The organism is Aquimarina mycalae (assembly GCF_029906345.1).
Lineage (GTDB): Bacteria > Bacteroidota > Bacteroidia > Flavobacteriales > Flavobacteriaceae > Aquimarina.
This window is the reverse complement of record NZ_JARYGY010000008.1, coordinates 260,242-275,338: the sequence shown is the minus strand read 5'-3', so window position 1 is coordinate 275,338 and position 15,097 is coordinate 260,242. Positions and strand designations below refer to the sequence as shown.

The 15,097-nt window shown below is 32.1% G+C and carries 15 protein-coding genes; all 15 read left to right on the top strand.

All coding sequences use genetic code 11. From position 1 onward, the window contains the following. Positions 1-48 precede the first annotated feature (48 nt). Complete coding sequence (locus QBK95_RS19555; RefSeq protein ID WP_280936241.1) at positions 49-996, top strand: PorP/SprF family type IX secretion system membrane protein; 948 nt, start codon at positions 49-51, stop codon at positions 994-996. Between the two features lie 18 nt (positions 997-1,014). After that, complete coding sequence (locus QBK95_RS19550) at positions 1,015-2,991, top strand: OmpA family protein (RefSeq protein ID WP_280936240.1); 1,977 nt, start codon at positions 1,015-1,017, stop codon at positions 2,989-2,991. 145 nt (positions 2,992-3,136) lie between these two features. Next, positions 3,137-5,626 carry a zinc-dependent metalloprotease gene (locus QBK95_RS19545; RefSeq protein ID WP_280936239.1) on the top strand — a complete coding sequence of 830 codons (2,490 nt, stop codon included), beginning with the start codon at positions 3,137-3,139 and terminating at the stop codon, positions 5,624-5,626. 250 nt (positions 5,627-5,876) lie between these two features. Next, on the top strand, positions 5,877-6,971 hold the full coding sequence (locus QBK95_RS19540) for a S41 family peptidase (protein WP_280936238.1): 1,095 nt from the start codon (positions 5,877-5,879) through the stop codon (positions 6,969-6,971). A 113-nt stretch (positions 6,972-7,084) separates the two neighbouring features. Beyond that, positions 7,085-7,321, top strand: a complete 237-nt coding sequence (locus QBK95_RS19535) for a hypothetical protein (RefSeq protein ID WP_280936237.1) — start codon at positions 7,085-7,087, stop codon at positions 7,319-7,321. A gap of 4 nt (positions 7,322-7,325) precedes the next feature. Further along, positions 7,326-7,616 (top strand): hypothetical protein, encoded by a 291-nt coding sequence (locus QBK95_RS19530; RefSeq protein WP_280936236.1) that lies wholly within the window; start codon positions 7,326-7,328, stop codon positions 7,614-7,616. 275 nt (positions 7,617-7,891) lie between these two features. Continuing rightward, complete coding sequence (darT, locus tag QBK95_RS19525; protein WP_280936235.1) at positions 7,892-8,548, top strand: type II toxin-antitoxin system toxin DNA ADP-ribosyl transferase DarT; 657 nt, start codon at positions 7,892-7,894, stop codon at positions 8,546-8,548. Positions 8,549-8,558: 10 nt separating this feature from the next. Further along, positions 8,559-9,596, top strand: a complete 1,038-nt coding sequence (gene darG, locus QBK95_RS19520; RefSeq protein WP_280936234.1) for a type II toxin-antitoxin system antitoxin DNA ADP-ribosyl glycohydrolase DarG — start codon at positions 8,559-8,561, stop codon at positions 9,594-9,596. Between the two features lie 231 nt (positions 9,597-9,827). Beyond that, a complete protein-coding gene (locus tag QBK95_RS19515; protein WP_280936233.1) occupies positions 9,828-10,697 on the top strand; it encodes a CPBP family intramembrane glutamic endopeptidase in 870 nt (289 codons plus the stop codon). 273 nt (positions 10,698-10,970) lie between these two features. Continuing rightward, positions 10,971-11,597, top strand: coding sequence for a hypothetical protein (locus QBK95_RS19510; RefSeq protein WP_280936232.1), 627 nt, complete (start codon positions 10,971-10,973; stop codon positions 11,595-11,597). An 80-nt stretch (positions 11,598-11,677) separates the two neighbouring features. Next, on the top strand, positions 11,678-12,541 hold the full coding sequence (locus QBK95_RS19505; RefSeq protein WP_280936231.1) for a hypothetical protein: 864 nt from the start codon (positions 11,678-11,680) through the stop codon (positions 12,539-12,541). 166 nt (positions 12,542-12,707) lie between these two features. Next, positions 12,708-13,364 (top strand): hypothetical protein, encoded by a 657-nt coding sequence (locus tag QBK95_RS19500; RefSeq protein WP_280936230.1) that lies wholly within the window; start codon positions 12,708-12,710, stop codon positions 13,362-13,364. Positions 13,365-13,556: 192 nt separating this feature from the next. Then, entirely contained in the window at positions 13,557-13,907 is a 351-nt protein-coding gene (locus QBK95_RS19495; protein WP_280936229.1) for a hypothetical protein, read from the top strand. Then, the gene (locus QBK95_RS19490; protein ID WP_280936228.1) at positions 13,904-14,335 is read left to right on the top strand and encodes a hypothetical protein; all 432 of its coding nucleotides are present in this window, start codon (positions 13,904-13,906) and stop codon (positions 14,333-14,335) included. The genes QBK95_RS19495 and QBK95_RS19490 overlap by 4 nt, the downstream gene beginning before the upstream one ends. Positions 14,336-14,503: 168 nt before the next feature. Continuing rightward, entirely contained in the window at positions 14,504-15,070 is a 567-nt protein-coding gene (locus QBK95_RS19485) for a hypothetical protein (RefSeq protein WP_280936227.1), read from the top strand. The last annotated feature ends 27 nt before the right edge of the window (positions 15,071-15,097 follow it).

The following is a 15,097-nucleotide window of genomic DNA, read 5'->3' as shown; positions in this document are numbered from 1 at the left end:
ATATAAACAACAAACATTTTTATTATTCTTTTCAGAAATAATAATCTTATGAAAAAAACATATTTATTAAGTATTATTTTATTTTCAGTTTCTATGTTGGGGATCTATGCGCAGCAAGATGCTCAGTATACACAATATATGTATAACACCATCAGTGTAAACCCTGCATATGCAGGATCAAGAAACGCAATAAGTATTACAGGACTATATAGAAATCAATGGATAGGTATTGATGGAGCACCCGTGACTCAGACACTAAATATTCATTCACCCATTGGTGCTTCAGAAAAAGTCGGACTTGGATTATCGCTGGTTAATGACAAAATAGGCCCTACTCAGGAAACATATATTGATATTGATTTTTCATACACCATTAATACTTCTGATGATGGCAAATTATCCTTTGGAGTAAAAGCAGGAGGACATTTACTTGATGTTGATTTTAACAGACTCAATCAATATGCAACCTCTGATATTTTATTAGATACTAATATTGATAATAAGTTCTCTCCTAATGTAGGAATAGGTGCTTATTATTATACCTCAAAATTCTATGCGGGAATTTCTGCTCCTAACTTACTCAAGACAAAACATTTTAACGAATCTTCAAATGATAATACAGCCTCTTCTTTTTTAGCTGTCGAAAGAATTAACTACTATATGATTTTAGGATATGTATTTGATATTAATGAATATCTAAAACTAAAACCTGCTGTTTTGAGTAAAGTAGTTTCTGGATCACCGCTTCAAGTTGATGTCTCAGCCAATTTCTTACTTTATGACAAACTTACCTTAGGGTTAGCCTATAGATGGAGTGCTGCATTAAGTGGTCTGGTTGGGTTTCAGGTTTCAGATAGTATGATGCTAGGGTTTGCATATGATTGGGAAACGACAGCACTGGGCAATACAGAATTTAATTCTGGATCCTATGAATTTTTCTTACGCTATGAAATCTTTAAGAAAAAAGAACGTGTATTATATCCTAGATTCTTCTAATTAAAATAAAAGGTTACTATGAAAATCGTTACGTATACATCTCATTTTATAAGTGGTATTATATTGATATTGCCGTTTCTTTTATTTTCACAAGAAAAATCACTAAAAAAGGCAAATAAAAACTATGAAAATCTGGCATATATCGATGCCATCGATTCCTATAGGGATATTATAAATAAAGGAAATGGTTCTATTGAAGTATATCAAAAATTAGCTGATGCCTATTACTATAATTCAGATTTAGAAAATGCAGGTAAATGGTATGGAAGAATGATTGAACACCGTATCGAACTTATAGAAGACAGCACTGTTGTTGAAGAACTACAACCCGAATATTATTACAGAGCCGCACAGTGTTATAAGCATATGGAGTTATATGATCAGGCAAATGAACTGATCGCTTATGTCAATAATCTGGATGTTAAAGATTCCAGATTAAAAAAATTAACAGAAAACCCAAACTACTTAGAAGACATCGTTAAACAATCTGGAAGATATGAGATTATCAATTATGAAAACAACTCTGCTTTTACAGATTTTGCTCCTTCCATCTATAAAGACCAATTGATCTTTTCTTCCTCAAGAGGAAAAAGCAAAGGAACTGCAAAACGAAATCCCTGGAATGAGCAATCATATTTGGGATTATTTAAAGAAGTATCCAACGATTCTTTGGCGCTCTCTTTTACCAAAGAATTTGCCAAAGAACTAAGTTCTCGTCTTCATGAATCCACATCTGTATTTACTATGGATGGAACTACAATCTATTTTACCAGAAATAATATATATAAAGGAAAGTCTAAAAACGATTCCACAGGAATTAACCGCCTTAAAATATACAAAGCTGTGCAAGGTGCAAAACAAAAATGGTCTCAACCAGAAGAACTTCCGTTTAATAATGACCAATATTCTGTAGCACATCCAACCTTAAGTTTCGATGGAAAAAAATTATATTTTGCCTCGGATATGCCTGGAGGATACGGAGCATCAGATCTATATGTTGTTAATATCAATGATGACGGAAGCTTTGGAACACCTCAAAATCTAGGGCCAGAAATCAATACAGAAGGAAGAGACACCTTCCCGTTTATTAGCAAAACAGGAATGTTATATTTTGCGTCAGATGGTCATCCTGGTTTGGGAGGATTGGATATTTTCGTTATCAATACAGCAACACCAAAGAAAAAAATATATAATATTGGCAGACCTGTAAACAGCAATTTTGATGATGTTACCTTTATAATCGATGATGATACTAAGAAAGGATACTTTGCTTCTAATCGATCAGGAGGCAGAGGAGATGATGATCTCTATAGTATTACAGAATTAAAACCTTTGGTCACTGATTGTGCTGGATCCATTAACGGTGTTGTACTCGACAAAAAAACTAATGAACTTTTGATTGACACAGAAATAACAGTTAACAATCAAGATAATGAAGTGGTCTATACAGGAGTAACTGATATGATAGGAGCTTTTACACTGAGAGTAGATTGTGATCATAAAAATTATACGATCCAGGCAAAAAAGAAAAACTATACGCCAATTACCACTACCATCTTAACCAGCAGAGATAGTACAGAAGTACATAAGGAGTTTTTTTTAGAAAATGATGCTCCGGATACTGGAATAGATTTGGCTAAATTGTTAAATCTAAAACCAATTTATTTTGCTTCTAGTAAGGCATTAATTTTAGGAAAAACAGCTGCAGAATTAGATAAGATAGCTACATATATGAAAGAATATCCTACTCTAAAAATAGAAATAGGATCTCATACAGATAGTAAAGGAAGTGATGCTTACAATCTGAAATTATCTTCGAAAAGAGCTACTGCCACTGCCAATTACATCATTAGCAAAGGAATCGATCCTGATCGGGTAAAAAGTAGAGGTTATGGAGAGACCTTGCTGCAAAATAAATGTAGCAACGGTGTTCGCTGTAGCAAAGAACAACATCAACAAAACAGAAGAAGTGAATTTATTGTTACAGAAAATTAATAAATCTTTAAGAAGACATTATAAATAATTCACAAACACACACAATAATATTTGCCGTAAACCCCAGTCTTTATTGCATTTAACGTTCCTTTCACTTTTAACGCCTTGTTATTTCTTTATCTTCGGCCGATAAAAAAAATTACTCATGCATAAAATTACGATATATCTATTACTGATATTGGGGTTAACATTATCTAGCTGTTCCGCATTTCAGAATAAAAAAGGAAAAACACCAGCCGCAGCTGCCGCCAAAAAACCAGGCAAAGACAAAAATGCGATCAAACCTTATAGTGAGGTAATTACTAAAAAAGCTAAAAGTGATCCAGGGCTTTTTACCGTTCATAATATAGAAGACAAATACTTCTATGAAATACCAGACTCTCTATTTAACAGAGAAATGTTGATGGTAACTCGTATTGCCAAAACTGCTACAGGTATTGGATTTGGCGGTGGAAAACAAAACACTCAGGTATTGCGATGGCAAAAGAAAAACAAAAAGGTTTTATTACGTGTGGTATCCCATCAAATATATGCCGCAGATTCATTACCAATTCATGAAGCTGTAGAGAATTCTAACTTCGAACCTGTGTTGCATGCATTCCCGATCAAAGCTTTTCATAAAGATTCTGTACACAACGCTACAGTGATTGATGTTACGAATTTGTTTAAAAAAGACGTAAAAGCGCTTGGTTTTCCTGCTGCTAGGAGGAAACAATATAAAATTACACGATTAGATGAGAGCCTTTCATATATAGATTCTATACGTAGTTATCCTATTAATATCGAAACAAGGCACGTAAAAACATACAATGCAGGAGAACCACCTTCTAATGCCAGTACAGGAACCATTTCTTTAGAAATGAGTAACTCTATGATTTTGCTTCCAGAAACACCGATGAAACGTAGAATGTTTGATCAGCGCGTAGGATGGTTTGCCAGAGGACAAACAGATTATGGATTAGAAGCTCAAGAAAGTAAAACGATCAGATATTTGGATCGATGGAGATTAGAAGTACGTGATGAAGATATCGAAAAGTTTAACCGAGGAGAATTAGTAGTACCCAAAAAACAGATTGTATATTATATAGACCGCGCTACACCAAAAAAATGGGTAAAATACATCAAACAAGGGATCGAAGACTGGCAAGTAGCTTTTGAAGAAGCTGGTTTTAAAAATGCTATTATTGCCAAAGATCCACCAACAGTAGCAGAAGATCCAGATTGGAGTCCAGAAGATGCACGTTACTCTGTAGTACGGTATCTGGCTTCTCCGATACCCAATGCCAATGGACCGCACGTAAGTGATCCCAGATCAGGAGAAATTCTAGAGAGTGATATCAACTGGTATCATAATGTAATGACCTTATTACGCAATTGGTTTTTTGTACAAACAGCAGCCATCAATCCAGATGCACAAGGAGTCGCTTTTAAAGACGAAGTAATGGGTAGACTGATCCGATTTGTATCTGCTCATGAGGTTGGTCATACCTTAGGGTTACCACATAATATGGGAAGTAGCGTAGCATACCCAGTAGAATCTCTACGTGATCCTGCGTTTACAAAAAAATACGGAACGGCACCTTCTATTATGGATTATGCACGTTTTAATTATATCGCACAACCAGGAGATGGTGATGTGGCATTGATGCCAGAAATCGGAATCTATGATAAACATGCCATTCGATGGGGATATCGACCAATTCCAGGTACAACCGCAGAAGAAGAAAAGAAAACCTTAGATAGCTGGATACTAAAACACGCAGATGATCCTAAATACCGTTTTGGGAGACAGCAATTTGGTGTCATCGATCCTAGCTCACAAACAGAAGATCTTGGTGATGATGCAGTACAAGCAAGTATGTATGGTATTGCTAACTTAAAAAGAATTGTACCTAATCTGATACAATGGACCGCAGAAGATGGTAAAAACTATAATGATCTACAAACGATGTACGGACAAGTACTTGGACAATACAATCGATATATGGGACATGTAGCCTCAAATATTGGAGGTGTATACGAATATTATAAAACCTACGATCAAGAAGGAGCCGTATATACCCATGTCACTAAAGAAAACCAAAAACGTGCCATGAAGTTTTTACAAGAACAGTTATTTGCTACTCCAGATTGGTTACTAGATGCTACTATTTTTAACAAAATAGAATCTGCAGGTAGTGTAGAACGCGTACGTGGTTTTCAGACCAGAACGTTAAACAACCTACTGGATCAAGGAAGAATGGCTCGATTGATAGAAAACGAAGCCTTGAATAACACTGATGCCTATACACTGATTGATATGATGACCGAGCTGCGATCTGGTATCTGGAGTGAGCTAAGAAACGGTGCTACCGTAGATGTATATCGTCGTAATCTGCAACGAGCTTATATCGAACGATTAGAGTTTTTAATGACCAAAGAGCAGACACCAATCCCTGCTAATTTTAGACGTTTTGTAAGACGTACCAATGTAGATGTTTCGCAAAGTGACATTAGACCTGTGGTAAGAGCAGAGCTAAAAAATTTACAAAGAGCGATCCGAAATGCCATTGGCAGAACAGCTGATAGAATGACACGTTATCACTTACAGGATGCTGCCGAACGAGTTTCATTAATACTAGATCCGAAGAAGTAAAAGATTAACCATAGTATTATGGCCCTAAAAAACCACAACAGTTATTGTTGTGGTTTTTTTATTCGGGGAATTTACGTTTCTTTGGAAAGCGTTCATAACAAATAACGGCAGATGATGTTTGAATTTAAGCGTTTACAAAGGATTACAAATAGTTACAAACGGAAATAATAACAATTGCTGTTATTCAGTAGTTAGCGCTTATTATAAAAAAACTGATTATTTGAAAAATATAATTTACGGATAAAAAAATATGAAACGAATTCAACAAATCTTAATCCTTTTGCTAATAACACCTTTTACAACCTTTTCTCAAGAAAACATATCTGACAATGAAAAAAGCACCACGATTGAGAGCATTAAGGAACTAATACATACAAATTATGTGTTTGCAAAGCCTACTAAACATTTCAACAACTCTCTGGACAGTCTAAACTTGAGCGGAAAATATGATGGCATAATTGACTATATGAGTTTTGCTGATGCTTTAACCAATGACCTTGTAGAAATCACGAAGGATAAACATTTCAAAATCCAATATAATCCTGAATTGGTAAAATCTAGACGTGAAGGTTTGAAACGACAACAAGAAACGACAACCGAAGAGAAAATAGAAAAGAATTCTGAAGAAAAAATTGATTGGAACTTATGGTATGCAAAAAAAGAGAATTTTGGCTTTGAAAAAGTTGCGATACTGGGAGGAAATATTGGCTACATAAAACTAAATTTTTGGCAACCATTAGACTGGGTTAAACCAACGATTGATGCCACTATGGGGTTCGTAGCTAACACTGATGCATTAATCATTGATTTGACTGAAAATCAAGGCGGATATAGTCCAACCGATAGTTATCTGGCGAGTTATTTCTTTAATGAAAAGCCGACCTTATGGATGTCTAGCTACGAAAGGCGTTCGGAAGAGAGAGAATCTACTTCTACTTTTGAAGAAATTGGAGGAGAACGTTATTTAAATAAATCTGTATTTATATTGGTAAGTGAGAGTACCTTCTCACTAGCAGAACAATTTGCTTATGCTATGAAACATTTTGATAAGGCAATAATAATTGGGCAAACTAGTGCAGGAGCCGCTCACGCAATTGATTTTATGGAAGTAAACAATAATTATCTAATACAACTTCCTGTTAGCCGTAGTATCCACCCTGTTACAGAACTGGACTGGGAAGGAACTGGTGTAATACCTAACATAATTACAAGTAAGAACGAAGCCTTAAAAACGGCACATCTCAAGGCATTGAATGAGCAAATCGAAAGTCTGAAGAAAAAAACAATCGTTGGACCTATATTAAAAAGATATGAAAAAGTTAAGACGGAAATAAACAACCGCTAACAATGGCTATAAGTAATTGCTTGTTCTCGCCTACTTTGGTGTGTACTTGCAAAGTTAATAGCTAAACAACGCAACTACTCATAGCCGAGACCGTTAGCTACAATTCTCAGATAATGAAAAAAGAACACAAGAAAATAATTGACCATATTTCTACTTATCTGAATGAAAATCCAGAACAGAGGTTTGGCCAGGCAATTTTCAATCTTAAAATCAACGAATTCATAGAAGAAGAAAACTTGATTAATCCTAAATACCAACTAAGAGATATTCACAATGACTCGGACGAAAAAATACTTGGGCGGATTGAATCTCAACTAAAGTGGTTTAACAAACAAAAAGAAAGTTTATAATTTTATGAAACTGTCTTGTAAAAAATGTTCGAAAAGAGAATTTGAAGTTCCAAATTTCACATCTGAAGAGAAAAAAAATCTTTCTGAATTAAAAGCCAATAATAAACTTGGAGAGTTAATTCAAAAAATAGAATCACTCTATGACATAGAAAGTATTGATGCTAAGTTCTCCTTTATGCATATTAATAAAAAGTACGGAAAGTGTAATCGCTGTAATGTTGACTATCTTGAAGGGGAATATGTTGAATGTCCTAAGTGTAATGCTTTAAATTTTAACTGGAAAACGGAGAAATAAAAAGTAGCTAACATTATATATAAAATCAGAGCAAAGTTTAGTGCTAGATCGAAAGGTCATTTTCTTTTTGCCAAGGCGCTAGATTTTTATAAATTGAATAAGAAATAAAAATGCGCAGATAGATCGATTGGTTATGGCCTACTTGTCTTGCTCCGATTCATATATTTGGCGTTAGGCAACATACTGAAAAACGAGTGGGAAATAAATTAGTAGTTCACTATCAAAAATAAAATCCTAAATTTGAAAATTAAACGAAAGGAACGAAAAAAGCATTAATGAAATTAGAGAATATATACATATATCGAATGACGCATATCGATAATATTCCTAATATTATGCAAAATGGAATTACACACAAAACTTCACCAAATTCGAATCCAAATTTCATTCCAATTGGTGATATTAGTTTAATAGACACCAGAAGTTCTAAAAGAGTTAGTATTGATAATGGTGAAATGTTTGATTTTGATATGCCAGCTATTACTTTAGGTGATTTCATTCCTTTTTATTTTGGTATTAAAATGCCAATGCTGTATGTGATTCAAAATGGAGGGAATTTTGTTGAAAAAGCAACACCAGCAGAAAAAATCATATATTTAGCCTGTCCTATCAACAATATTATCCAATCTGGAGGAGTTTATTATTTTAGTGATGGACACGCCACAGATAATTTGACCTCTTTTTATGATAGTAGTAAAATAAATGAGTTGCCAAATATTATAGATTGGGATTCTATAAAAGCTCCATTTTGGGGTGGTCAAGAAAATCTTAACATAAAACGTAAAAAACAAGCTGAATTATTAGTTTCTGATGATTTACCTGCTCAATTTATAGCTGGATTTTGTTGTTATAATGATGATGCTAAAGAAAGTTTAGTCAATATGGGAATTGACGAAACAAAAATTAAAGTAATACCTAGAGCTTATTATTAAATTTTGAATTATGATTAACTACGTTACTGGAAACATATTAGATAGTGAAGCTCAAGCTATAGTAAATACTGTCAACACTGTTGGTGTTATGGGCAAAGGAATTGCATTACAATTTAAAAAAGCATATCCAAATAATTATAAGTCCTATTCAATCGCTTGCAAAAACAAAGAGGTAGTAGTTGGTAAAATGTTTGTAACAACTGATAGCAATATTAGTTCTGGAGAAAAAGTTATAATTAACTTCCCTACAAAACAAAACTGGAGAAAACCGTCTGAGTATATTTATATTGAAGATGGGTTAGATGATCTAATTAGTGTTATAGAGCTAAATCAAATAAAAAGTATTGCTATTCCACCTCTTGGAGCTGGAAATGGAGGTTTAAAATGGGAAAAAGTAAAAAAAATAATTGAAGAAAAATTAAATAGCCTTGACATCAATATATATGTGTATGAGCCAACATCGCAAATTGTAGAAAAGCTAAAAAAAGAAAGAGTAAAATTGACAGATGCTAGAGCTTTATTGCTTTATGTTCTTTATGATTTAGTAAAAAACGGAGAGTTTGTTTCTGAGTTCTCAAGTGAAAAAGTTAGTTATTTCCTGCAAAGATTTGGAGCTAAAAAATATTTCAAACTACAATTTACGCCTAACTTTTATGGCCCCTATTCTGGAAAAGTAAGATATGTTTTAAATGCTCTTAATGGCAGTTACATTATGGGATATAGCGATATGGACAAAAAACCTTTTGAACCACTAACTATAGTTTCTGATGGCTTTGACGAAGTGAAAAACCATATTCAAAGTAAGCCAGAATTGGCACTGATTGCAAAAAACACGACAGATTTCTTAAACGGATTTTATTCAGATTTTGCACTTGAATTATTATCTTCAATTGACTTTATAGTTTCTACTGAAAAATCATTCGATAAACAGATTATTTCAAACAAATTAAGTGAATGGAGTGACAGAAAGCAAAGTATGTTCTCAAATCCTAAATATATTGACATATCAGTTAGACATTTACAAAGTGCTGACATCAAACCTGAATAAAAGTACGATTGCCTAACAATGGCTATAATTAATACGGGTTTTGGTGCTTAACCCAAAATTTAGTGCTTTTTAACCAAGTACGCCAAATCTTTTGATTTGACTTTAAAACGAAAAGATAAAGCAAAATAAAAAAAATTGGCTAAGTGCTTAATCGAAAGTTTACTACTTTTAATTCCCGTACTAACCATAGCCGAGACGTTGTACAACATTAAAAGACAAGCTGAAAATTAAATGAATATTAAAGAATTATTTTTCAATGAGAACAAACAAATAAGAATTTTTTGGAGAATACTGATTTTCATATTACTTATATCTCTTGCGATTTTACCTCTTACTCTAATTAATAATTCATATCTACAATTTGTTGGAGCTGTATTTATATTAATTTTTGGTCTATATATCAACTCTAAATATCTTGACAAAAGAAGTTTTTCAGAATACGGTCTTGTATTTAAAATAGAAACTTTTTCAAATTTACTAATTGGAATTCTAATCGGAGTTTTTTCAGTTATTCTCATATTACTTATTGGCAAGATAACTGGAATTATAATTGTTTCTGACCATACATCTACCTTAAAATTGTCATTAATATCACTCTTCGCTTTTAAAATGTTCCTTGTAAGTATATTGGAGGAAACTTTTTTTAGGGGATATCTATATACCAATCTTTATGATGGATTTAAATCAAAAAAAACATCTCAAAAAATGACATTTTTGATTTCACTATTAATATCATCTGTAATGTTTGGACTAGCACATTTTAGTAATAACAATGCGTCGATTCATTCAATTGTATTACTAACAATAAATGGAATTGTTTGGTGTATTCCATTTGCAATTACAAAGAATTTAGGTTTATCAATCGGATTACACTTTGCTTGGAATTTTACTCAAACATTGTTGGGGTTTACGATGAGTGGCAACAAAGCCATAAATTCACTATATATAATCGAGAATCAAAAATCGGATTTGCTTTCAGGTGGCGAATATGGACCTGAGGCAGGTTTTTTAGGACTCATTGGATTTATTACTATGCTATTACTTTCTTTTGCTTATCTGAAAATAAAACAGAAAAAACGTATCACAACACTATATATGTGATCATAGCAGCAAAGTGATTAATCGAATGGACAGTGTATATTCGCAATGGCGTAATGCTTGCACAAAGTAAAAGTTAGCAATCAATACGCAAAAAAATCGAAAAGCAAGGTAACATTTGGCCCTGCTGCGACACATATATTAAACGTTGTGTATTAATTAAAAAAAATGATTACAAACAGACATCTAAAAGAATTAATTCTTCCCATTCTTATTATTCTCTTGAGTTTATTTAATTTTTCAAAGTATATAACATCAATTAATATATTCGGATTATTGACCACAATAATTGGATTAATTGGTGTAGCTATATTCTTTTTAAAAAAGGGCAATCCAAATCTTTTCTTTAAAATTTGGGTATTTTCTCAATTTCCAGCTGTTTATTCGGAAAATATAGAATTACTTGAAAATGGAATACGATTCTTTAAAGAAACTCCCATTCTTAATACTAATCAAATAATAAATTTAAAGTTAGGGTTGAATTTTGGGATCGGTAATAACACTAATCTACATATTGGAATATATTTGATTCCTTTAGCATATCTTGGAATTTATAAGTTAACTGTTGTTTCTCATTTGGTAAATAAAGAAATAGAGTTTTTCCCTATAAAAAATGAGACTGAATTTGAAAATCGGTTTCCAATCAATGGTAGAGTATTAAAACGAGTAGAATTGGGCAGAGAAAAAGATTGGCTTTTAATTGAATGTGACGATGAAATTTCGATTGATAACATAAAAACCAAAAATGTACTCATAAAGCCAAAAGATGAAAAAACTTTTGGAAAGAAAAAAAATATTGTTTCTTATCTTAGATTAGTCAAGGAGAATATGGAAACACCAGATGTAATAAATCATAAAGATGAGTACCCATTTTATGAGTGGATGTCTATCAAATTGAAGTAAAAAATAATGGTAACACTGTATAACAAATCATAGTCACCTTTGGCAGACCATGATTGTTATACTTAACGTTGACAATAATTATGAAAAACTTGATTTACATATTAAACTTTATAATTATTATTTCGGTTCTTTCTTGTGGACAAAACTCATTTGAAAAAGAATTAAACGGGAAATGGTATGGAATAGAAGATAACGGAATAACTAGAATGCATTTTTATCCTGATAGTCTTATTCTAACAGCGGATCCATATGAAAAAGTAACTTGGAAAGCTAATAAGTCAAAAATTGAATTTGATTACCCTTTTTTAATATGGGATTCATTAGGAAGTCCCAATAGAATTCAAGATAAAATCACTATTCATTATAAACTGTCAAAAGATAAGGATACTCTATTCGGCGTATTCGTGAATCAATTTGGAGAAAATAAACTTAATTTACTAAGAACAAAAAACTATTTAGAATACATCAATAAAAGATATGCTGTTGAACTTCCCATAGATAATTCTGTTGAACTTATTAAAACTAAAGGAAAATACGGACTTAAAGTGTTTATGACAAATTCAGACAATAAGATTATTGGAAGAACAGAACTCTCTGAAAACTTAAATTATATAGAGTCTGATATTATAAAATTTAAAGACAGTATTAAACCTAATGGTAGAACTGAAATAGATGGGCATGATAAGTTTTATGACCGCAGGTTTCATATAAGAGTTTTTGCCGATAAAAAAATTTCAGATTCAATAATAACTCAATATTTATCTGTAACAGTTAAACATGAAATTTCAGAAAAAAACGCATATTTACGTAAACCACCTAACGATACTTTACCAATAAAGATTTATAGAATATACCAAAGTGAAGAAACTGAAAATCTTGGTGATCTGAAAGGAAAGGAAATAAAAACTATTGCCAACAATATATATGTGATCACAGCTGATTAACGATTAATCGATTGGTTCTCGCATATTTATGATGGCGCAGTGATTTTAAAGCTGAATTAAAGTATAAAATCTGCGCAGAAATGTCCAAGGTTAGGTAACATTTTGTTCCGCTACGACACATGTATTAAACGTTGTGCATCATTAAACCAAACTCTTGAAATATTTAATGAAGTTATTAAATACAATAGAAATTGAACCTTGGGATTATACCGAAAATGATTATGAATCTCCAGATGTTTCACGAGATGAAAATCCTCAGAAATGGAATGAATTCTGGTACAAGTGTATTTCGGATAGTAATCTACAAAATCTAAAACCTATTGAACTTGGTTCATATTTGGTTGACATAAACAATATTGGTGATTCCGAATTAAAAATTATTCTTCAAAAGGAATTAAAAGATATTGACTTATCAAATGTACAGGAGTATATCGAACCATTATTTGGTGGAATTGTAATTATAGAAAATGACAACATAATTATTGAACCGACTTGTTGCGGTGACATATCTAATGTTAACCATTGGGAAGAAATCGAAAATTCAAAACTAAATCAATGGGAGCAACTATGGATTGGCCATCCTTGGGTATATTGTAAACGGAATGTTGATAGTATAGTCCTTTCAGATTATACAGAAGACTGCTTAGAAGATTTTAAGGAGTTATCCGAAAAATATAAATTCTCAAAACAGATACTAATCAATGAAATTAAATCAAGTCGGAAAGATCTTAACGATTTTGAAAATCAAATAACAAAAGTTTTAGTGGAACTCGGAATTGATAATGCGAATAAAATTGCGAAATTAATGGTTGGAAATAAATAACGATCGCACAACACTATATATACAATAGCAGCTAATTGATAGATCGAATGGCTGTTGTATTTTTGGTTTGACGCAATGCTTGCAAAAAGTAAAAGTTAGCAACCAATGCGCAGAAAAAATCGAAAAGCAAGGTAACAACTTACTATGCTACGATACATATATTAAACGTTACCTGAAAGCTGAAAAACTCAAATGAAATCTGAATTGAAAAAATACTTACTCGAACAATGCCGAGATTTGATGCTTAAAGAAGAAATCAAAGTGTTGATTAGATTAGGGTTAACGGAACACGGAGAGATAGTAACAAGAAAAAATGCATTAGTTGAATATAAAATGGAATTACTTTACGGATTTCAAGACAAAAAAGTAAATGACTTAGTTTCTTTAGGAAAAACTCTTGCAGAAGAAAGAATAGCAAAACGCATATTAAAAGACAATCCTAATATTCTAAATAATTGCTCAAATTGTGGAAAACTAGCAAGAACCCCAAAAGCACAACAATGCAGACATTGCGGAAATAAATGGTTTGACAAAAAATTATGAAAAAAGAACCACGCGGTAGATTATATCAAGATTCACATTTTGAGTTTAATGAATTCAATGGATTAAAAATTGAGAAACTGATTGTATGTGAAAATCCAGAGACTAAAGAACCAATTATTATTCATATTAAAGTAAAAAACAGAAATTGGCATCAGTATTTTTTGGATGCAGGATATGGTTTTTGGGAAAACTGGGATGAAATAGATACCGAGGATGATTCTTATCATTTTATTGATTGTACAGATAAATTTGATTTAAAAGATCAAATTGTTAGTCGAATATTCTGTAAACCTGACTTGAATAATAGTAGAATAACTTTGGAATTGAAAAACAACACAAAATTGATTCTAAAATGTAAAGAACCTAATGTTTTTGATTCTGATTGTGAATTAATAATACAAAAAAAGCCAGCAGGCAACAAGGTATAAAATACATAGAGCGTTTGTGTTAAATCGAAAAGCCTGTGTATATTTATAAAGTCGAAAAATATTATATTTGGCTTAGTCCCAAGCCGAAACGTATCGCTTATCACCTGCCCTACGTTTCTTATACGAGATGTTGTACACAATGTAAGACTTAAATAATATCCCTAAATAATGAAGCTGATAAAAAAAATCTTATTTCTAATCTTTGCAGTATTTTCACTAACTGGATATACACAAAAAACCTCGATTGAATTTGAATCTAATGGTAGAACTAAAAAAGAAACAAAACAAAATCCATTTGAAAAATTCATTGGAGAATGGACTCTCAAAAATGATGATTGGACTCATAATTGGGGAAACGGAACTGAAACTATAAAAATTCCAAATCATCACACTACCTCACAAGAAATAAATACCGACAATAGTTTGTTATCAATTATCGACGGACCTCAACCTAATGGACATATATTTTGGTCTTATAATCCAAATACAAAGGAAATTTATCATTTATCAAGTTTTGGAACTATAAGAGCTGGAAATGGAAAAGGAACAATTAACGCAAACGGAGACGTTAAATTAAAACTGTTTTTTGAAGGAGAACCAGAAGGAACTTATCGGATTTATAATTACAAATGGATAAATGATGATGAATATCATATGAAATCTGTTCAGTTCTCAGAAAAAGATGTTGAAACTGGTCAGTTTTATGAAGGAGTTTTTAGACGAATAAAAAAATAGCACTGTGTACAACATGGTGTATAAAAC

What these genes read in the sequence shown, in the direction of transcription:
- QBK95_RS19500 (WP_280936230.1), top strand. Translation starts at nt 12,708, where the DNA reads ATGAAGTTATTAAATACAATAGAAATTGAACCTTGGGATTATACCGAA.
- QBK95_RS19545 (WP_280936239.1), top strand. Translation starts at nt 3,137, where the DNA reads ATGCATAAAATTACGATATATCTATTACTGATATTGGGGTTAACATTA.
- QBK95_RS19490 (WP_280936228.1), top strand. Translation starts at nt 13,904, where the DNA reads ATGAAAAAAGAACCACGCGGTAGATTATATCAAGATTCACATTTTGAG.
- QBK95_RS19530 (WP_280936236.1), top strand. Translation starts at nt 7,326, where the DNA reads ATGAAACTGTCTTGTAAAAAATGTTCGAAAAGAGAATTTGAAGTTCCA.
- QBK95_RS19550 (WP_280936240.1), top strand. Translation starts at nt 1,015, where the DNA reads ATGAAAATCGTTACGTATACATCTCATTTTATAAGTGGTATTATATTG.
- QBK95_RS19535 (WP_280936237.1), top strand. Translation starts at nt 7,085, where the DNA reads ATGAAAAAAGAACACAAGAAAATAATTGACCATATTTCTACTTATCTG.
- darG (WP_280936234.1), top strand. Translation starts at nt 8,559, where the DNA reads ATGATTAACTACGTTACTGGAAACATATTAGATAGTGAAGCTCAAGCT.
- QBK95_RS19515 (WP_280936233.1), top strand. Translation starts at nt 9,828, where the DNA reads ATGAATATTAAAGAATTATTTTTCAATGAGAACAAACAAATAAGAATT.
- QBK95_RS19540 (WP_280936238.1), top strand. Translation starts at nt 5,877, where the DNA reads ATGAAACGAATTCAACAAATCTTAATCCTTTTGCTAATAACACCTTTT.
- darT (WP_280936235.1), top strand. Translation starts at nt 7,892, where the DNA reads ATGAAATTAGAGAATATATACATATATCGAATGACGCATATCGATAAT.
- QBK95_RS19555 (WP_280936241.1), top strand. Translation starts at nt 49, where the DNA reads ATGAAAAAAACATATTTATTAAGTATTATTTTATTTTCAGTTTCTATG.
- QBK95_RS19485 (WP_280936227.1), top strand. Translation starts at nt 14,504, where the DNA reads ATGAAGCTGATAAAAAAAATCTTATTTCTAATCTTTGCAGTATTTTCA.
- QBK95_RS19495 (WP_280936229.1), top strand. Translation starts at nt 13,557, where the DNA reads ATGAAATCTGAATTGAAAAAATACTTACTCGAACAATGCCGAGATTTG.
- QBK95_RS19505 (WP_280936231.1), top strand. Translation starts at nt 11,678, where the DNA reads ATGAAAAACTTGATTTACATATTAAACTTTATAATTATTATTTCGGTT.